The organism is Streptomyces sp. JN8 (assembly GCF_055808075.1).
The window spans coordinates 222937-241231 of the sequence record NZ_CM147852.1 but is presented as its reverse complement, the minus strand read 5'-3'; the positions used below and the strand labels follow the sequence as shown (position 1 = coordinate 241231).

Genomic DNA, 18295 nt, shown 5'->3' with positions numbered 1-18295 from the left:
GGGCGCGCTCGCGGCCTCGCCGTGGATGGAGAGAGATGTTCACGTACCTGCAAGGCAAGGCGCGTCGGCGTGTGCGCGCGCTGAACGAGACCTCGGAAGCCGGCTTCACCCTGATCGAGCTTCTCGTCGTCATCGTGATCCTGGGCATCCTGTCCGCCATCGTCGTCTTCTCCGTCCGCGGCCTGAACGACAAGGGCCAGGGCACGGCATGCGACACCGACAAGTCCACGATCCGAACCGCCGAGGAGGCGTACTTCGCCAGCGAAGGCCGGAACGCGTACGGGACCATGAAGCAGCTGGAGCAGGAGGGGTTCCTGTCCGAGGTCTCCCGCTGGTACGACGCCAAGCCGAGTGGTGACACGTACGTCATCACCCCCCTGGAGAAGCTCGAGGACGGTCGCCCGAACCCCTGCACGGCCTGACGCGCCCGCAGTCCGCGCCCGACGCCGCCGGCCGTCGGGCGCCGCCGCGTCCCCCGGCAGCCCGCGGACCGCGGGTCGTGGACCGCGGCCCGGCGGACCACCGCCCCACTCCGACACCTCGAACCGCCCGCCGCCCACCCGACACGCACCACACGATTGCCGAGATGCCTTCCGTATTCGTCGTCCTCACAGGTCTGCTGGGACTCGCGGTGGGGTCGTTCCTCAACGTCGCCGTCTCCCGGGTCCCCGCCGGCCGCTCGGTCCTGCGGCCCCGCTCCGCGTGCCCGCGGTGCGCCGCCCCGATCACGGCCCGGGACAACATCCCCCTCGTGTCCTGGGTCCTGCTGGGCCGCCGCTGCCGCGCGTGCCGGGTCCCGATCCCCGTGCGCTACCCCCTCGTCGAGGCGCTCACCGCCGTCCTGTTCGCCGCAGAGGCCCTGCGCTTCGGGCCGTCCGAGGCGCTGCCCGCCGCACTGGTCCTCACCGCCGGGCTCGTGGCCCTGGCCGCGTGCGACGCCGAACACCTCCTGCTCCCGAGGCGGCTGCTCTACCCGACCCTCGCGCTCACGGCCGCCTGCCTGCTCGGCGCCGCGGCCGCCACCGGCCAGTGGCAGCGGCTCGGGTCGTCCGCCGCGTGCGGAGTCGGCGCGTTCGCCGCCTTCTTCGCCCTCCACCGGACGCGGTCGGGCTGGCTCGGCTTCGGCGACGTCCGTCTGGCGGGTCTGCTCGGCGCGGGCCTCGGCTGGTCCGGTCCCCTGCACCTCCTCTTCGCGGTGCTGTCCGGCAGCGCCGCCGGATTGCTGGTGGGCGTCGGGCTCATGGTGACGGGGCGCGCCACCCGCCGGACCCGCCTCCCCTTCGGCCTGTTCCTGGCCGCCGGCGCCATCGCCGCCCTCCTCGTCGGAGAGCCCGTCGTCCACTGGTACGAGGGCGTGATCGACCCCTCCGCGACGAGTGCGCCGCCGCACGTCCCCGTCCGCGCCTGGCCGTGACCGCCACCGGTCGCCGCCGCTCCGCCCCAGGTCGGCCCCGGAGGGGCCTGCCGGACCGATCGGTCCGGCAGGCCCCTCCGGGCGATCCGTCCGGCTTCCGGCGATTCGCTCCCTGCGCGTACCCTCCGGCGTTCACGGGCCAGGCGCAGGGGATCGCGAACACCACCGCCGATCCTTACCCTGGTCACCATGAACGCACCTGACCTGCCCCTGGCCGAGTGGATCGTGCTCGCGCTCGTGGCCGAGCGACCCAGCCACGGCTTCGCCATCTCGACCCTGACGGCGGAGGGGGCGGACATCGGTGAGTTCTGGTACGTCTCGCGGCCCATGGTCTACCGGTCCCTCACACGGCTCGTCGAACGCGGACTGATCACGGCGGTCGGCGCCGAGGAGGGCAACCGGGGGCCGCAGCGCATGATCTACGCCGCCACGCCGTCGGCGGAGGCGACGGTCGGCACGTGGCTCGACGAACCCGTCAGCGAACTGTTCGACGTCCGAGCCGAGCTCACGTGCAAGCTGCTGCTGATCCAGCGCCGCGACGCCAGCCCGGCGCGGCTCGTCGAGCGCCAGCGGCTCGTCCTCGACGAGATCGAGGAGTCGCTGCGCGCCAAGGAGCACGCCGCGGGCGACCACATCGCCCGCGCGAGTTACGCGCTGCGCCAGGAGCACGTCCGCGCCGCGCGCGGGTTCCTCGACGCCGTGGACGTGGAGAGCCCGCGGCCTGCCGTCAAGGGCTGACGGCCCGCGCGTCCCCTTCGTCCCGACCTCGCGGGTGCGGTCACGACCCCGCGGGTCCGGCAGCGGGACGGGCCCGGCGATCACGTGGGAGTGATCGCCGGGCCCGCGCCGCACCTCAGCGGAGGTGTGTGGGTGACGCCTCTAGGGCACTTCGACGACGGTCTCGCAGGACCCGCCGGGCGAGACCGCGTCCGTGCCCGGGAGCGGCGGACCGCCGTGGCCGTCGCCGGCGCAGACGTCCGTACCGGAACCACCGGCGAGGACGTCGCTGCCGGCGCCGCCGACCACGACGTCGTCGGAGCCGCCGCCGGAGAGCGCGTCGTCCCCGGCCCCGCCGCGGACGCTGTCGGTGCCGTCGCCGCCGCTGACGGCGTCGGCCCCGTCCCCGCCGTCCACGGAGTCGTTTCCGCTCCCCGCCGACACGGCGTCGTTCCCGCCGAACGTGCAGATCGTGTCGTGGCCGCCGTTGCCGCTCACGCTGTCGTTCCCGTTGCCGGTGACGATCACGTCGTCGCCGCTCGTCCCGGTGACGGCCCCGTTGCCGACGATCGTGGCGGCCAGGCCGCGGCAGCCGGCGGCGACGCCGATCGTCACGGTCGCGACCGCCGAGTCGGCCGTACCGTCGCTCGCCCTGTACGTGAAGCCGTCACTTCCCGCGTAGGCGCTGTCGGGCCGGTAGACGAAGGAGCCGTCCGGGGCGAGGGCGAGGCTGCCGTGCGCCGGTCCGGTCACGACCGTCGCCGTCACCGGATCGCCGTCGGGGTCCGTGTCGTCGCCGAGGACCCCCGGCGCGCCGACGACGAGCGGGGTGTCCGCCCCGATGTGCGCGTACCCGTCGTTCTCCGCCCGCGGAGCCCGGTTCGTCGAGTTGAACAGCACCGACGCGTCCTGGGTGAACGTCGCCGCGCTGTTGTTGTTGGCCGTGACGACGTCGACGCGCCCGTCGCCGTCGAGGTCGGCCGCAGCCGTGGCCTGCGGGGAGCGGCCGCCGTTCAGGCCGAACGCGAGCGGGGTGCCGAACGTCCCCGTGCCGTCGCCCTCGAACACGAGGACCTCGTGCGAGCCGGCACTGGAGACGACCAGGTCGGCGTGTCCGTCGCCGTTCGGATCCGCCACGGATGCCGAGCTGAGGTTCGCGCCCGCCGGCAGGACGCTTGCCGTGCCGAAGCCGCCCGCGCCGTCACCGAGGAGGACGGCGACGCGCCCCGGTGCCCCCGGCGCGACGAGGACGGCGTCCGGAGTGCCGTCCTCGTCGACATCGGCGAGTGCGAGCCGGGACGGCAGCGCCACTCCGGCGGGGACGCCCGACGCCGTGCCGAAGCCACCGCCTCCGTCGCCGAGCAGGACGGACAGCGTGCCGGTCGACGCGTTCGACGTCACGAGATCCAGGTGTCCGTCGCCGTCCAGGTCGGCCGTGGCGATGCTCTGCGGCGCCGTCCCGCCGCTCAGCCCGAGCTGTGCCGCGGCGCCGAACGTTCCGTCGCCGTTGCCGAGGACGACCGAGACGTTGTTCGTGTTCGTGTTGGACGTCGCGAGGTCCGGCGCGCCGTCCCCGTCGAAGTCGCCCACGGCGACGTCGGTCGGGAAGCGCACGACACACGGGTTGTCGCCCGTGGTGTCGCACCCGGGAGCCGGGTTCAGCTGCACGGGCGTTCCGGCGCCCAGCGTGCCGGAGCCGTCGCCGCGCCACACCAGGGCGACGTTCCCGCGCGCGTCCTGGCTCACGACGTCCTGGTGGCCGTCCCCGTCGACATCGCCGACGACCGCCGAGCCCAGGAACACGCTCGACGCGGTCCGCGGCGCCGCGTACGTCGCGACCGGGTCGAATCCCCCGGCGCCCGTGCCGAGGAACACGCCGAGTCCCTCGGAGCGGATCGCCGTCACGAGGTCCGGCGTCCCGTCGCCGTCGAGATCGCCGGTCGCCACGGCGAAGCTGCCGCGGCCGTTGTCGTCGAGGTTCACGGCCGGGGCGAAGGCCGTGGTCGCGGTGCCGGCCGCCGCGGCCGGACCGGAGGTCAGTGCGAAGGTCGCCACCGCGAGGACGAGCGCCGGAATCCGGCGTGACCGCCGGGGGGTGACCGCCGTCGGGCGGCCGTCCGGCGTGAGGCGCCGGCGTGGGGATCTGTGCATGGGGAAGGGCCCTCCTCAGGCCCTGGAGAATCATGGGGGCGATGACAGGCGGCCCTCGCGCACGGGAGACGACGACAGGCCCCCGCGTACGAGAGACGACGACAGGCGGCCCCCGCGTACGAGAGATGACGACAGACGCCCCCGCGTACGAAGTCGGGCGGCCGTCATCCCGTCAGGGGAGTGCCGAGGGAGGCGCCGACGCGGGTCGGCGTACCGGGACCGCCGGCGGGCGACACCCGTGCCCGAGCGACGGTCCCCTGCTCGCTGCCCCCGGCCCTGCGGGGTGCTCAGTAGCCGTACGCGGCCAGCGTCGACTGGATGGTGGTGTCAGTGTCCCACGTGTTGTTGAACAGGTCGCCCCAGGCGGTCGCCGCGCCGGCGTTTCCACCGGTCAGGGCGACGCCGTACTGCTCGATGTCGCCGTAGCCGGAGTACGTGCTCGGGTCGACCTCGGTCCACGTGTTGGGGTCGTTCGCCGTGGTGCCGTTGAGCGAGCTCGACGTCCAGCTCACGTTCACGACGTTCGACTTCGCGACGAGACCCAGCTGGGTGTTGCCGCCGGCGTTGGCCGTCACCGCGCCCCGCACCTGGCTGATGCCCGACTCCAGACGCACCTTGCACGCGGTACCGGCGCTGTCGCACGCGCTGCCGCGGAAGACGTTCTGGCCGGCCCCGCTGTCGACCCAGGAGAAGCCGTTCTGGGTGAGCGCCTGCTTGGACGCCGCGCCGAACGGCGCGGAGGCCGGGTCGGCGACCGCGATCCGGTTCCCGCTCGTCCCGAGCCAGGTCACCACGTCCGGGATGGTCGTGGGCGCGCCGCCGGACACGGGCGACGCGTCACACCGGGGCGACTGGGCCTTGCCGTTGCCGCTGCCGTTGGCGTCCGCGCCGAGGGCCAGCGGTGGGCTCGCGGCGTTGGACGGGTCGTCACCCTTGGTCGAGCCCGCCCAGCTGCCGCTGCAGCTGTAGATCGCGAGCCGTCCGATGGCCACGAGGTGCTTGCTCGTGTAGTCGCCGTTGCACTGGACGGTGCCGCTCGCCGTGCACGTCCCGCCGTCCGAGGTCGGGATGACGGCGTCCACGTTCGTCTCGTCCGCGGACAGGAACGCGTCGATGTGCAGTGGCCCGTCGACGCAGTTGTTCGAGGTGGACGGGTTGCACGTGGTGTAGGGTCCGGCGCTCTTCAGCTGCTGGCGCAGGCTCCCCGACGTGATCCCCCGCATCGTCGACGTGTCGATCGCCGGCTTGTTCCAGAACCCGCCGACCTGCGACGCGTTGTTCGCGCTGAACGGGGTGAACGACTGGAGCGACGCGATCTGGCCCTTCATGTCCTTCACGGCCGGATACATGTTGTTCGCGATGCCGACCTCGGAGTCGGTGGTGGCGAAGGCCGTCGGCGCGGCGGCGACGAGCGCCGTCGCGAGGGCGGCCACCGTGAAGGCGTTCCGCAGGCGACGCGTCGCGGTGCGGCCGGACCGCGGAGCGCTGTGAGCGCTCCTGAACCATCTGTGCATTCTGCTGCTCCTCGTGGATCCGAAGGGTCGGCGGCTGCCGCACGCGTCGCCGGCAGGGTGAGGGAAAGCCGGACAACAGCCGGGCATCTGCCAGGTTTCCGGCATGGCGGTGCCGCACTTGCGCTGATGATGCTCACCTGACGGCCCGGTAGTCAATGGTTGACAACCGAAGGGGGCGTGGATGTAATGCACGCATCCAGCCTGCCGAGGGCCGGCGGGAGTGTGCCGTCGGTCCGCGGCAGCACGCACGGAAGGGGCTGGCAGCACGATGAGTAGAGGCGTGTCATGGCAGAGGTGAAGGGACCGTCGCGCCCGCGCGCGGTCAGGTGGGCCGCGGCGGCCCTCGTGGTGGTCGCGGTGGCGGTCGCCGTCGTGGTGTTCGCGCGGGGCGGCTCGGACCCGGGCGCCCGGGCCCGGGGCCCCGAAAGGGAATGGTGCACGCCGGGCACCCCGCGTACCGCGCTCTGCCCGAACAACGAGGTGTTCGACGCGAAGGAGTACGCCGCCCACGGCGACGCCTTCGAGTGCGCCGTGTTCGCCAGCCAGGCGGACGCCCAGGCGGTGCTGCGGACCGACCCGCGCGACCCGAACCACCTCGACGACGGAGGCGGCGTCGCGTGCCGCGGACTGCCGGAGCCGCGCGACACCGAACCGGTCGCCCGCATCGCCCAGCGGTTCACCTGCGGCCCGGACGACAGCCGCAGCGCGCTGTGCCCGCAACCGCGGCGGGAGTTCGACGCCCGCTACTTCCTGCGCTACGCCAACGACGCGTACGACTGCGCCGACTTCGCCCGCCAGGCGGATGCGCAGGCCGTCCTCCGCTTCGCGCCGGCCGACCCGAACCGCCTCGACCCCGACGGCGACGGCGTCGCCTGCCCGGACCTGCCGGGACCGAAGGACGCCGAGCCCGTGCAGCGGGCGGCGCCGTGACGCGGCGAGGGCTCGCGCGTGTGCTCGGGCGGAACGTGACCCATCGAACGGAAGAAGCCCCGACTCTCATGACATCGGACCATCGCCCGCTCTCCTCGCGCGTCAGACGCGAGGACGGATTCACTCTCGTCGAGTTGCTCGTGGTCATCGTGATCCTGGGCATCCTCGCCGCCATCGTGGTGTTCTCCGTCAGGGGCATCGGGGACAAGGGCCGGAGCAGCGCGGTCGCGGCCGACGCGGCCACCCTGCGCACGGCGCAGGAGTCCTACTGCGCCCGCCACGGGCACTACGGGACCGTCGACGACCTGAAGGGCGACGGGCTGATCTCCGGCGATCCGGTCTACAACGCGATCGCCGTCGGCGAGGAGAACAAGTGCGGTCGCGGCGCGAAGTCGTCGTTCACCCTGTACGACACCGCGCCGACGAAGACCGGCAAGGACGCGATCCCGGTGGCCGCGAACCCGACCGACCTCGCGGTCGACGAGAAGGCCGACCGCGTGTACGTGGCCTCCGGCGGCAGCACCAGCGGGACCGTGACCGTGATCGACGGCAGGACCGACGAACCCGTCGGTTCCCCGATCGACGTCTCCAGCGCGGTGACGAGCCCGACCCGGATCGCGGTCGCCCCGGCCACGGGGAAGGTCTACGTCGGAGGTGCCGGCGGCGTCGCGGTCATCGACACCGTCAAGGGCAACCTCGTCACCAAGGTCGGCGGATTCGACGCCGGCGTCAACGGCCTGGCGGTCTCCCCGGAGAACGGCGACGTCTACGTCGGCGGCGGCTCGCTGGCCAGTCCGGTCGTCGCCTACATCCCGTCCGGCGGCACCACGGCGACGGCGATACCCCTGCCGGCGGCGGGACTCGTCAGCGCGGGCAACGGCATGGACTTCTCCTTCGACCCCGAGCGCCACGCGGTGTACCTCGCCAAGAGCAACCTGGGTACGGGAGAGGGCCTCGATGCGAGCATCGGACTCTTCGCCATCTCGTCGCAGACCCACCAGGCCCGGCTCGTGTCGCGCTTCCCGACGAAGTCGGGCTGCGGCACCAACGCCGGCAACGTCCTCGTGAACACCTCCGTCCGCGGGAGCGCCGTCGTCGATCCGAACAGGAACCTCGTCTACCTCCTCGCCAGGCGGTGCGTCCCGGACCCGCAGAACCCCACGGGATCGTGGAAGTCCGTGGCCACGACCATCGTCATCGACCCGCGCGACGGCAGTTCCACCCCGATCGACGACCCGGGAGGCGTCGCGAGCTCTCCCGTCTCCGCCGTCTACAACGCCGCGGCAGGGGCCGTCTACGTCTTCTCCAGCGTGGGAGGCGGGAACCCCCAGTGCGGCACCTCCGCGGGGCGCATCAGCCGCGTCGTCGGTACGGAGGCCGCCGGGCTGGCGCCGGTCTGTCAGGTGTCGGGCGGCGGGAACGCGGCGCGCAAGATGGCCGTCGCGAGGAACCTCAACAGGATCTTCGTCGCCCAGCTCAAGACCGACACACCGGGGGGCGTGAGCTCTCCGGGCGGGCTCGGCGTGGCCGACGGCACCACACTCCTGACCCAACCCCCGCTCGGGTCACGTCTGTTCGGCATGCTGGCCGTGAACAACGCGAAGGCGAAGGTGTACGCGGTCGATCAGGCCAACGGGTCGGTCGCCGTGTTCCGGCCGAGCTCCGACTAGGGCCGTACCGGACCGGTCGGTCACCCTCCCGCAGGGGCGGGTGACCGACCGGGCAGGAGCACCGACGCGCATCGCCGGTCATGCCGGTCACGCCGAAGGCGACGTGACCGGTGTGAAGTCGTGAAGTCGTGGCGACGTGACGACGTAAGGGCGGCGGAAAGACCACGGCCGGCCCGAGGTTCCTCGGGCCGGCCGTGGTCGGTCGGTTCAGGCGAGGTCGAGCAGTTCCGCGTGGACGGCCGCCCGGCCGCCGCACTCGTCGACCAGGGAGACCTGGAGGATCCAGTGGGCCCGCCACCCCTCCTCCAGCGTGCGACGCAGGGGCAGATCGTTGTCGTGACCGATGAAGGACTCCCGCCGCATCGCCTCCGCATACCCGGCCGGCGCCGTACCGGTCAGTCGGCCGCAGTGCCACGAGCCCATCCGCCGTCCGGCCCCGGCCGCCAGGTCGCGTACCCGCGCGTGGAGCTCGCGACCGGTGAGGGAGCCGTCGGCCCGGAAGGCGGCACGGGCGCCGGCGGCCACGACGGCGAGATCGTCCAGGAGGCGACGGCCCGAGAGGTCGTCGCCGAGGGCGACGGTCCGGGCGAATCCCGTCTCGTACGGCGCCAGCAGCGGCTCGAAGTCCAGCACGACCAGGTCCTGCGGGCCGATGACCCGCCCCGGCCATCCTCCGCCGACCACGGTGTTCGGGCCCGAGCGGACGAACCTGCGGCCGACGAGGCCCGCCCGTACGCCGAAGAGCTCCCGGGCGATCAGGGCGATCCGGTTGTCGACCTCCTCCTCGCTGCGTCCGGGCCTGATCACCTGCGTGGCGATCACCTCGCCGTACAGGTGCTGCGCCATGCGCTGGCCTTCGATCAGGCGCAGGGCCCGCAGCCCCATGTCCATCCGGTCCAACGTCGTCATCGTGCGTCCTCGCTGTCAGCCCATGCCCGTGCCGCTCTGTCGCCGGGCCCGTCGACGCCCGGGGGCCGTCCGCACCGGTCACGGCGCGGCGGAGCGGGCCCGAAGCGCGAGGAGAGATCGACCGGCGCGAAGGGGGAGCCCTGAGCACGCGGCCGAACCTAACAGCGGGCCCCGGCGCGGCATCACCGGTGGATCATCCAGTGCTCGGCCCGACGCGGGGCGCTGCGCTGGGTGGTCGTACGAGGACGGACGGTAGGGCGATGTCCGGGGCGGGTCGCGGGACGTGAGGCGCCCCGTGCCGTCCGCGGGTGCCGCGCGTCGCCCTTCGGCGGCCGCGACCTGGGGCTCGTACGCCGTGACGTGAGGGTGCGGGTGTGGCCTAGAGTGCGGGTGTGGCGTCGTACAGCATCGGGCAGGCCGCGCGGTTGCTCGGAGTGAGTTCGGAGACCGTCCGCCGATGGGCGGACGGCGGCAAGCTCGGCATGGAGCGGGACGGTGCCGGCCGGCGGGTGATCGAAGGCGTGGCCCTCGCCCGCTTCGCGCAGGAGCGCGGTGCCGGGCTGCACGCCGTACCTGAGGGCGACGTGCCCACGTCGGTGCGGAACTCCTTCGTGGGCATCGTGACCGGCGTGCGGGTCGACGACGTGGCGGCCCAGGTCGAGGTGCAGGCGGGGCCGCACCGGCTGGTCTCGCTGGTGACCCGCGAGGCGGTCGAGGATCTCGCGCTCGACGTCGGGGTCACGGTGACGGCCCGGGTGAAGTCGACCAGCGTGCACATCGACCTGCCCTGACACGACACGACACGACACGACACGACACGACTCGACCCGGATTGAACACACGGCCAGAGCGGTTCCCCACCTCGGAGGCGTGAGGTACGCAGGCCTTCCCGGCTGTCCGGGAGCGGCAGCCCGCAGGCCTTCCCGGCCGTCCGAAGGCGGCAGCCCGCAGCCCCGTGGACCTGCCCGCCGTCGGCGGAGACGACCACCACGCGTGCACGTACCGTGGCCGGAGGCGACGCCGACGTCCGCCGTGCCCCCGACCCGCTCGGGCGACGAACGCTCCGTCCGGCACGCTTGTCGGTTCCTCTAAGTGATCTCGCATCCGCGATGGAGGGTCCCACGACGTTGTTGCAAGTGAGATCCAAAGCCGCCTACGGTGTCGCATATGCAGTCCCACACGATCGGGCGGGCCGCCCTCCTTCTCGGCATCGGGCCGGACACGGCGCGACGCCCGACCGACGTCGGCCGCGTCGCGAACCACCGCGGCGAGAGAGGCCGGCGCGTGAGCGACGGGACGTCGCTCACGGCGATCCCGGCCATGGAGCAGCGGGGACTGGAAGTCGGCATGCAGGCCACCGCCCGCGTGAAGTCGACCAGCGTGCACGACGAACGCACCTGACCACCCCTCACGCAGGACGCACCACACCTCGGCCGTCGGCGCGGCCGGTCTGTTCACCCGTTTCCCCTTCCTCTCCAAGGAGTCCCGACCCTCATGACCCTCACCCCGACCAGACGCCGGACCGCTGCCGCCGTACTGACCGCCGCCCTCCTCGTCCCGCTCGCCGCCTGCGGCAACGACGAGACGAAGAAGGACGCCAACGGCTCGACCGCCTCCGGCTCCGCCGCCGCGCCCGCCGCGAACCTCACGGTCCTCGCCGCCGCGTCCCTCACCGACGTCTTCAAGACCGCGGGCGCCGCGTACGAGAAGGCCCACCCCGGCACCAGGCTGACGTTCTCCTTCGCCGGCTCGCAGGAGCTGGTCGCCCAGGTCTCGCAGGGCTCTCCCGCCGACGTCCTGGTCACCGCCGACACCAAGAGCATGGACAAGGTGAAGGCCGACACGAGCGCCCCGGCGATCATCGCCACGAACCGCCTCGTGATCGCCACCGGCGAGGGCAACCCCTTCAAGGTCGACGACCTCAAGGACCTCGCCGACACCAAGCTGAAGGTCGTCCTCGCCGCCCCCGAGGTTCCGGCCGGCAAGTACAGCAAGCAGATCCTCGACAAGCAGAGCATCACGGTGAAGCCGGTCTCCCAGGAGCCCAACGTGCGCGCCGTCCTGAGCAAGGTCGAGCTCGGCGAGGCCGACGCGGGCCTCGTCTACAAGACCGACGCCGCCAGCGCGGCCGACAAGGTCGACGCCGTCGAGATCCCCGACGACCAGAACGCCGTCGCGAAGTACCCGGCCGCCACCTTGAAGGACTCGAAGAACGCCGAGGCCGCCGAGGCGTTCGTGGCCTGGCTGTCCTCGCCCGAGGGGCAGAAGATCCTGCAGGACGCCGGCTTCCAGAAGCCGTAACCCTCGGGATGCGCGCACGTGGAGGGGCTGCCCGGCCCGGGGGACCGGGCAGCCCGTCCACATCGTCATGGGGCGGTGCGACACCCGCGGCCGATGCCTCCTCCCAGGGCGGGGCGCAACGCCCGCGACGATCCGCGCCACCGTGGCGCATCCTGCCCCCCGGCCGCCACTGCCGCCGGGACCGCGAACGTTCCGCTCCGTCCCCGAGGGAGAACCGCCCGTGCCGGAGACCGGCCCCTCGACCGTGCGCGACTGGCTGCGCGGCATCGAGGTCTTCGCCCGCCCGCTGCCCGTGTTCGAGCCGGAGACGGCGCCGGCCGAGCCCTCCGAGCTGTTCCTGACCTGGCTCACCGAAGCGGTGGACGCCGCCGTCCCCGACCCGCACGCCATGACCCTGGCCACGGTCGACGAGGCCGGGGACCCCGACGCCCGCGTCCTGATCCTCAAGAACGCGGACTCCGCGGGCTTCCAGTTCGCCGCGCACGCCGCCAGCCCCAAGGGCGTGCAGCTCACGGCCGTCCCGCGGGCCGCACTCACCTTCTACTGGGCGGAGTTCGGGCGTCAGGTCCGGGTCCGCGGCAGGGTTGTCCCCGACGCGCCGGAGCGCTCGGCCGCCGACTTCCTCGCCCGCGGGCCGGTCGCGCGGGCCGAAGCCCTCCTGGGCAGCCAGAGCCGCTACCTCGCGGACCCCGAAGCGCGCGAGCGTGCCCTGGAGAGGAGCCTGGCCCGGGTCGAAGCCGAGCCGGAACTCGTCGACCCCGCCTGGACCCTGTACACCGTCGTGCCGGACACGGTGGAGTTCTGGCAGGCGGCCGCCGACCGCGTCCACGTCCGTCTCCGGTACGAGCGGGAGTCCACCGGCTGGCAGCGGCGACGCCTCTGGTCGTGAACCGCCCCGGCGGTCCCACCCGCAGGGCGCCGGACGGTCGCCGGCTGCCGCGTCCTCACCGGCGCGCCGGTGCGAGCCGATGCGGGTCGGTGAGGCGTGAGTGAGGCGTCGATCAGGCGGCGGAGAGCGAGATCTCCGTGGACTTGATCAGCGCAACGACGGAGGTGCCGGCCGCCAGGCCGAGGTCCTCGACGGCGTCCTTGGTGATCGCGGCGGTCAGCTCGCCGCCCTCGACGGAGACCTTCACCGAGCCCATGGCGGCACCGGTGGCCACCTCGGTGACGGAGCCCGCGAGCTGGTTGCGGATCGACAGCCCCTCGACCGGCCCCGTCGCCAGGGCGACCTCGGTCGACTTCACCAGGGCCTTCACGGCGGTGCCCTCGGCCAGCCCCAGATCCTTGACGGCGTCCGCGGTGATCGCGGCGGTGATGTCCTGACCGCCGGCCAGACGCACCCTCACCGAGGCCATGGCCTCCCCGGTGGTGACGGAGGTGACGGTGCCGGGGAGCTGGTTACGGATGGACAGGGTCATGGAACACGCCTCACAGAGCTGGAGAATCGCAGAAGTCACGTTTGTGACCTGCTTCGTCGCCGACGCTACCGGAAAGGGAATGGAGCGCGGTTTGACACGTCTCATCCACCAGTCGAACGGGCGTATTCTGCTTGCTGATTCGGCAGATCTGCGAAAGCTGTGACAGCGGCCCGGGAGGATTCACTGACCTGCGGATACGTCGTCGACTCGGCGGGCATTCCGGATTCTCCGACGATTACTCGTGAGTCAATCTCCCTTGCTCGCCCTATCTGTTGGATCAGGTGCGCGGCCACGCCTCCGAATTCCGCCGCAGCTGCAAGGAATCGGGGTCGAACGTCCCGCAGGGACCGGTTGGATGATCGACCGTGAGGATCCCGGCCGGGAGGACCGATTTCTGTGGCCGGATCCAATCGCCCTCACCGCGCGGTGGCTGCTTGACTGTGTCGCGTCGCAGCCGAGGCGGAGGAGTGGCTCTCGCCGCGCTCGGCGATCGACCGGAAGGGCCCTGCGTGTTGTTCGCGGTGTTCCGCACGCAGGGGCCCTTTGGTCGGCGCCCGTCCCGGAGTCCGCACCGTGCGGCCGGGCCGGGCGGCCCGCGCCCCCGAGTGTCCCCTCCGGTCCTTCCGGGCCCCGTCGAGTTCCTCGTACGAGCCGGGCCCTCGGTGAGAGACGTCGACATCTCCGAGCCACAGACGCAGGCCTGTACGGGTGATCATCCAGGCATCTGTGAATGCGTTGTGCGCATAACCTCGCAGCTGCAAGATGGAGGAGCGAGGGTGGTGTCCCGGGCATCCCGAACGCACCGCCCGGGGCGGTCCCGTGCCTCCCGCCGTATCCGTAACTCCTGCTCACGAGGCGAGGTCGGACAGATGACGACACGTACCGACGACATTATGGCCGTCGACACCGACCACAGCGCCGTGGACACCGACCACAGCGCCGTCGGCTCCGGCCGTGCCGCCCTCGACTCCGGCCACGTGGACCACTCCGGGGTTCCCGGTCGGTCCGGCGACCGCCGCCGCCCGGACGGGCGCATCGCCCGGTTCGTCGCCCGAACCCTGGGCGACGCCCGTACCGTCCTCAACGTCGGCGCCGGCACCGGCTCCTACGAGAACATCGGCGGCATCGTCACCGCCGTCGAGCCGTCGGCCGCCATGCGGGCCCGGCGCCCGGACGGGCGCGTACCGGCCGTGAACGCCGTCGCCGAGGAGCTCCCCTTCGCGGACGGCACCTTCGACGCCGCCATGACGCTCTTCAGCGTCCACCAGTGGAGCGACGTCACGGCCGGCCTGCGGGAGACGCGCCGCGTGACCAGCGGCCCCGTCGTCGTCCTCACCTGCGATCCCGCGCTCGTCCGCGACTTCTGGCTGTACGCGTACGCACCCGCCGTCCTCGACACCGAGGCCCGCAGGCACCCGTCCGTCGACCGGATCGCGGCCGCCCTCGGCGGAACCGTCACCGTCGAGGCCGTCCCGATCCCGCTCGACTGCACCGACGACTTCAACGAGGCGTACTACGGCCGCCCCGAGATGCTCCTCGACCCCGTCGCCCGGCAGGCGTGCTCCGCCTGGAGCTTCGTCGACGACACGGCCCGCGAGCACTTCGACCGCACCCTCCGCCGCGACCTGGCCTCGGGCGCCTGGGACGAACGCCACGGCCACCTGCGCGACCGCCCGACGTACCAGGGCTCCCTCGTCGTCATCGGGTCGACTCCGGAAGGGTGACCGCCGGTCCACCCCCCTCCGGGCGTCCGAGGAGACCTCCACGACCGCGGACGGCCGCGTGGCACGCGGCCGCGATCCGGCCTGAAGGAAGCCCCCTCTCCGGCCGATCACACGAGTATGTCTTCCGATCCCGAGGGCTCCGCCGCGACGCCCGCCGAGACGACCGCCGAGTCGGAGCGCCACGCCTCCTGGCTCGAGCTGTTCTTCGACCTGGTCGCCGTCGCCGGCATCGCCCAGCTGGCCCACCTCCTGCACGACGATCCGGACCGGGGCGACCTGGGGCTCTACTGCCTGCTGTTCCTGGCGTTCTGGACCGCCTGGATGTGCTTCACCACCTACGGGAACGTCGCCGCGAGCAAGGCGCACACCCGGACCATCCTCCTCGGCATGTTCGGGCTGGCCGTCATGGCCGCGGCCGTGCCCGGGATCGAGTCCGACCACGGACGGGCCTTCGCGCTCGCCTACGTCCTGGTGCGCTTCCTCGCGTCAAGGGTCTGGCAGGCCCGCGGCGAGGTCGTCGTCGACTGGCCGACCGCGCAACTCACGGTGGGCGTCCTGCCCTGGCTCGTCTCCCTGTGGGCGGAGACCCCGACCCGCTACTGGTTGTGGGCCGCCGGTCTCGCCATCGACCTGGGGCTCACCTTCGTCCTGTCGCGCAACCGGCTCCTGAACCGGGCCACGGAGGAGTGGCAGGACCGGCACGGGAGGCGCGAGCGCCCGTCGCGGACGCGGCCCGTGGCCGCCCGCTTCGACCCCAGGCACCTCGACGAGCGGCTCGGGCTGTTCACCCTCATCGTCATCGGCGAGAGCGTGGCCCTCGCGGTCGAGGCCGCCTCGGAGGCCGAGTGGGACGGTCGGCTGGGCACCCTGGCCGTGGGCTCCTTCGTCCTTCTCCTCGCCCTCTGGGCGCTCGCGGTCCGCCGCTCGTGCGGCGTGCCCCTGCTCGGCTTCGGGGTGCTCGCCCCGCGCTTCGCGCTCCCGCTCCACTGCGTGGCCACCGGCGCGCTCGCCGCGCTGGCCGCGTCCCTCGGCGGAGCCATGGAACACGCCGAGGGACCGCTGCCGGCGAAGGTGCGCTGGCTGATGTGCGGCAGCATCGCCGTGTTCCTGGCGGTGGGCCTCCTCGGCGGGGCTCTGTCGGGGCGCGGACTCCGGTGGACCCTGGCGGTCGGCGTCCCCATCGTCGTCGCACCGGTCGTCCTGGCCTCCGTCACGAGCGACGGACATCCGGGCGCACTCGTGTGGATCCTGGTGGTGGTGGCCCGCTGGCCCTGGTTCTACGACAGACGCATCGCGCACGCTCCTGTCTCGGACCGGCGCGTCTGAGCGGAATCGACGCCGAAGGCCTCGCGTCCGCCGGGCCGTTGTCGTGCCGCCCCGCGCCGGCGGTGCCGGTGCCGGTGCCGTCGCTCCGGCCCGGGCCGTCGGCTCAGACGGCCGCCGGTCGCCGGCGGTTCCGTGCCGGAGCACGGGGTGGGCCCGGCGGCGCGCGCCGGGACGCGGGGCGCACCCGTACTCCTGCCGGGCACCGGGCGTGCGGGGAGCGCGACGGGGCCCGCGCGTCGAACGCCTGACTCCCGGCCGCCTGCCCGAAAGGATGAACAGCGCCCGTTGACGGCGTTTCTCCCCGCCGCCGCCGTCACCCTGCTGACGTGCGCAAAGAGCTCGACCACAGGGTCCCGTCCCAGCGGCCGTCCCCCGGAGCGGAGATCCCCGCCCCACCCGCCCCGGGCCCGACCGGTCACCGGACCGTGCCCCTGCTGCGCGACCGCACCCGGTACTGGGTCGACCGGACCGTCGTGAAGGGCATGACCGCCGTCGCGGGCTGGCTCGCGCTGGCCTGCCTGGCCGTGGTCGCCCCCGCGAGCGCCCTCCTCGTCTGGACCGACAGCCGCTCGCCCGACACCCTCCAGGGGAAGGTGGAGACCGTCTGGCGGACGGTCGGCCAGACCCTCCGGCTCGGCGGCGAGGTCGGCCCGCCGCTGCGGATCGTCCTCTCCGTCCTGCTGGCCCTCGTCTCCCTCCTCTACGTCTCCACCCTCGTCGGCCTCGTCACCACGGCGATCACCGACCGGCTGACCGAGCTCCAGCGCGGGCAGTCGACGGTCGTCGAGCGCGGTCACTCGCTGGTCCTCGGCTGGTCGGAACAGACCCCGACGCTCGTCGCCGAGCTGCTCGCCGCCCACGCACAGCGGCGCAGCAGCGCGGTCGTCGTCCTCGCCGACCGCGACAAGCTCGACATGGAACGGGAGTTGAGACCCCTGCTCGTCGCCGCCGGAGGCCGACGCGTCCGGCTGCTCTGCCGCCGGGGCCGCCCCGCCGACCCGGCGGCCCTCGCCCGGGTCAGCCCGGCGGCCGCCGCGGCGGTCGTGGTGCTGCCGCCGGACACCCCCGAGGCCGACACCCAGGTCGTCAAGACCCTGCTCGCGCTGCGGGCCGTGGTCGGCGACGCCCGGGCCGTACGGGTCGTGGCCGCCGTCCGGCAGACCCGGCACGTCGCCACGGCCCGGCTCGCCGCGGGACCCGGCGCCGTCGTCCTCGACGTCGACGGCATCACGGCCCGGATCCTCGTCCAGTGCCTCGTCGAGCCCGGACTCTCCCGTGTCCTGGAGGACCTGCTCGACTTCGCCGGCGCCGAGCTGCACGTCCACCGCGTGCCCGGGCTCGTCGGCCGGACCTTCGCCGAGCTGAGGGCGGCCTGCGCGGACGCCTGCGTCGTGGGCCTGGTGCGCCCGGACGGCTCGCCGCTCCTCAACCCGCCGCCGCGCAGGGCGCTCGGCCCCGGAGACGCCGTCGTCGTCCTCGCCCAGGACGACACGCCACCGACCTGGACCACACCCCCGGCGACCCCCCTCCCACGACCCGCGTGCGCTCCGCCCGCGCCCTCACCGGACGACCGCACCCCCGCCCGCCGCGTCCTCGTCCTCGGCTGGAACCGGCGGGGCCCCGACGTCGTCGACGGTCTCGCGCGCAACGGATGGGAGGCGGTGCGCCAGACGACGTTCCCCGCCCCCGACCCGTCCCGTCGGCTCCTCGTCCTCGGCGGTCCCGACGGTCACCTCGACCCCGACGAGTACACCCTGGTCACCCTCCTCCGGCTCCGCGCCGCGGAACGGGAGTCGGGCCACCGGAGCCCGACGGTCGCCGAACTCACCGACGCCCGGCACCAGCCCCTCGCCCCGGCCGGCCCGCACACGGACCTCGTGGTCGGAGGGAGGCTCGTCGGTCTGCTGATGTCCCAGGTCTCGCAGACGGCGGAACTCGCGGCGGCCTTCGACGAACTCTTCTCCCCGGTGGGCAACGCGGTCCGGCTCCGGCCCGCCACCGACTACGTCCCGGCCGGGACCGAGGCGTCCTTCGCGGCGCTCGTCGAGGCGGCCGGACTCCAGGGCGCCACGGCCCTCGGGTACCGCCCCGGCGACTCCCGGATCCCGCTCCTGAACCCGCCGAAGACGGCCGTGCGGTGCTGGACGCCCGAGGACGTCCTCATCGTCGTCACCGCGTCCGCAACCCTCCAGCCCACGAGAGGTGATCGCATGTGATC

The 18295-nt window shown here is 73.2% G+C and carries 16 protein-coding genes; 12 read left to right on the top strand and 4 right to left on the bottom strand.

What is annotated here, in order from left to right:
* Positions 1 to 71: 71 nt before the first annotated feature.
* From ACY0MR_RS01180 to ACY0MR_RS01170, 3 genes are all read left to right on the top strand, one after another.
* Positions 72 to 422 (top strand): competence type IV pilus major pilin ComGC, encoded by a 351-nt coding sequence (locus tag ACY0MR_RS01180; protein ID WP_388800470.1) that lies wholly within the window; start codon positions 72 to 74, stop codon positions 420 to 422.
* A 164-nt stretch (positions 423 to 586) separates the two neighbouring features.
* Entirely contained in the window at positions 587 to 1414 is an 828-nt protein-coding gene (locus ACY0MR_RS01175) for a prepilin peptidase (protein ID WP_473558392.1), read from the top strand.
* 189 nt (positions 1415 to 1603) lie between these two features.
* Entirely contained in the window at positions 1604 to 2152 is a 549-nt protein-coding gene (locus ACY0MR_RS01170; protein WP_388800476.1) for a PadR family transcriptional regulator, read from the top strand.
* 141 nt (positions 2153 to 2293) lie between these two features.
* On the opposite strand, the gene ACY0MR_RS01165 is transcribed toward ACY0MR_RS01170, so the two are convergent.
* Together ACY0MR_RS01165 and ACY0MR_RS01160 are read right to left on the bottom strand one after the other, a co-directional pair.
* Positions 2294 to 4282, bottom strand: a complete 1989-nt coding sequence (locus ACY0MR_RS01165) for an FG-GAP-like repeat-containing protein (protein ID WP_473558389.1) — start codon at positions 4280 to 4282, stop codon at positions 2294 to 2296.
* A gap of 287 nt (positions 4283 to 4569) precedes the next feature.
* A complete protein-coding gene (locus ACY0MR_RS01160; protein WP_388800481.1) occupies positions 4570 to 5796 on the bottom strand; it encodes a type 2 periplasmic-binding domain-containing protein in 1227 nt (408 codons plus the stop codon).
* A gap of 285 nt (positions 5797 to 6081) precedes the next feature.
* Between ACY0MR_RS01160 and ACY0MR_RS01155 the strand changes: the two genes are divergently transcribed.
* Both ACY0MR_RS01155 and ACY0MR_RS01150 read left to right on the top strand, forming a co-directional pair.
* On the top strand, positions 6082 to 6726 hold the full coding sequence (locus ACY0MR_RS01155) for a hypothetical protein (RefSeq protein WP_473558386.1): 645 nt from the start codon (positions 6082 to 6084) through the stop codon (positions 6724 to 6726).
* 68 nt (positions 6727 to 6794) lie between these two features.
* The gene (locus ACY0MR_RS01150; RefSeq protein ID WP_473558383.1) at positions 6795 to 8396 is read left to right on the top strand and encodes a prepilin-type N-terminal cleavage/methylation domain-containing protein; all 1602 of its coding nucleotides are present in this window, start codon (positions 6795 to 6797) and stop codon (positions 8394 to 8396) included.
* A gap of 207 nt (positions 8397 to 8603) precedes the next feature.
* On the opposite strand, the gene ACY0MR_RS01145 is transcribed toward ACY0MR_RS01150, so the two are convergent.
* Positions 8604 to 9305, bottom strand: a complete 702-nt coding sequence (locus ACY0MR_RS01145) for a M24 family metallopeptidase (protein ID WP_473558380.1) — start codon at positions 9303 to 9305, stop codon at positions 8604 to 8606.
* A gap of 392 nt (positions 9306 to 9697) precedes the next feature.
* Here ACY0MR_RS01145 and ACY0MR_RS01140 point away from each other — a divergent pair, with 392 nt between their 5' ends.
* The 4 genes from ACY0MR_RS01140 (at position 9698) to ACY0MR_RS01125 (ending at position 12495) form a co-directional block, all read left to right on the top strand.
* Positions 9698 to 10096, top strand: a complete 399-nt coding sequence (locus tag ACY0MR_RS01140) for a TOBE domain-containing protein (RefSeq protein ID WP_361848862.1) — start codon at positions 9698 to 9700, stop codon at positions 10094 to 10096.
* A gap of 376 nt (positions 10097 to 10472) precedes the next feature.
* Positions 10473 to 10706: a hypothetical protein gene (locus ACY0MR_RS01135; RefSeq protein WP_388800495.1), complete on the top strand. Its 234-nt coding sequence runs from the start codon at positions 10473 to 10475 to the stop codon at positions 10704 to 10706.
* 93 nt (positions 10707 to 10799) lie between these two features.
* Positions 10800 to 11606, top strand: coding sequence for a molybdate ABC transporter substrate-binding protein (modA, locus tag ACY0MR_RS01130; protein ID WP_392864379.1), 807 nt, complete (start codon positions 10800 to 10802; stop codon positions 11604 to 11606).
* A 220-nt stretch (positions 11607 to 11826) separates the two neighbouring features.
* Complete coding sequence (locus ACY0MR_RS01125; protein WP_473558374.1) at positions 11827 to 12495, top strand: pyridoxine/pyridoxamine 5'-phosphate oxidase; 669 nt, start codon at positions 11827 to 11829, stop codon at positions 12493 to 12495.
* A gap of 112 nt (positions 12496 to 12607) precedes the next feature.
* Here ACY0MR_RS01125 and ACY0MR_RS01120 read toward each other — a convergent pair whose 3' ends face one another.
* Positions 12608 to 13027 (bottom strand): TOBE domain-containing protein, encoded by a 420-nt coding sequence (locus ACY0MR_RS01120; RefSeq protein ID WP_473558371.1) that lies wholly within the window; start codon positions 13025 to 13027, stop codon positions 12608 to 12610.
* A gap of 869 nt (positions 13028 to 13896) precedes the next feature.
* Here ACY0MR_RS01120 and ACY0MR_RS01115 point away from each other — a divergent pair.
* The 3 genes from ACY0MR_RS01115 (at position 13897) to ACY0MR_RS01105 (ending at position 18293) form a co-directional block, all read left to right on the top strand.
* On the top strand, positions 13897 to 14751 hold the full coding sequence (locus ACY0MR_RS01115) for a class I SAM-dependent methyltransferase (RefSeq protein ID WP_451061301.1): 855 nt from the start codon (positions 13897 to 13899) through the stop codon (positions 14749 to 14751).
* A 117-nt stretch (positions 14752 to 14868) separates the two neighbouring features.
* Positions 14869 to 16077, top strand: coding sequence for a low temperature requirement protein A (locus ACY0MR_RS01110; protein ID WP_404080806.1), 1209 nt, complete (start codon positions 14869 to 14871; stop codon positions 16075 to 16077).
* Between the two features lie 326 nt (positions 16078 to 16403).
* A complete protein-coding gene (locus ACY0MR_RS01105) occupies positions 16404 to 18293 on the top strand; it encodes a CASTOR/POLLUX-related putative ion channel (RefSeq protein WP_473558368.1) in 1890 nt (629 codons plus the stop codon).
* The last annotated feature ends 2 nt before the right edge of the window (positions 18294 to 18295 follow it).

Coding starts and splice junctions, on each gene's coding strand:
- ACY0MR_RS01175 (WP_473558392.1), top strand. CDS start 587: ATGCCTTCCGTATTCGTCGTCCTCACAGGTCTGCTGGGACTCGCGGTG.
- ACY0MR_RS01170 (WP_388800476.1), top strand. CDS start 1,604: ATGAACGCACCTGACCTGCCCCTGGCCGAGTGGATCGTGCTCGCGCTC.
- ACY0MR_RS01165 (WP_473558389.1), bottom strand. CDS start 4,282: ATGCACAGATCCCCACGCCGGCGCCTCACGCCGGACGGCCGCCCGACG.
- ACY0MR_RS01160 (WP_388800481.1), bottom strand. CDS start 5,796: ATGCACAGATGGTTCAGGAGCGCTCACAGCGCTCCGCGGTCCGGCCGC.
- ACY0MR_RS01155 (WP_473558386.1), top strand. CDS start 6,082: ATGGCAGAGGTGAAGGGACCGTCGCGCCCGCGCGCGGTCAGGTGGGCC.
- ACY0MR_RS01150 (WP_473558383.1), top strand. CDS start 6,795: ATGACATCGGACCATCGCCCGCTCTCCTCGCGCGTCAGACGCGAGGAC.
- ACY0MR_RS01145 (WP_473558380.1), bottom strand. CDS start 9,305: ATGACGACGTTGGACCGGATGGACATGGGGCTGCGGGCCCTGCGCCTG.
- ACY0MR_RS01135 (WP_388800495.1), top strand. CDS start 10,473: ATGCAGTCCCACACGATCGGGCGGGCCGCCCTCCTTCTCGGCATCGGG.
- modA (WP_392864379.1), top strand. CDS start 10,800: ATGACCCTCACCCCGACCAGACGCCGGACCGCTGCCGCCGTACTGACC.
- ACY0MR_RS01120 (WP_473558371.1), bottom strand. CDS start 13,027: ATGACCCTGTCCATCCGTAACCAGCTCCCCGGCACCGTCACCTCCGTC.
- ACY0MR_RS01115 (WP_451061301.1), top strand. CDS start 13,897: ATGACGACACGTACCGACGACATTATGGCCGTCGACACCGACCACAGC.
- ACY0MR_RS01110 (WP_404080806.1), top strand. CDS start 14,869: ATGTCTTCCGATCCCGAGGGCTCCGCCGCGACGCCCGCCGAGACGACC.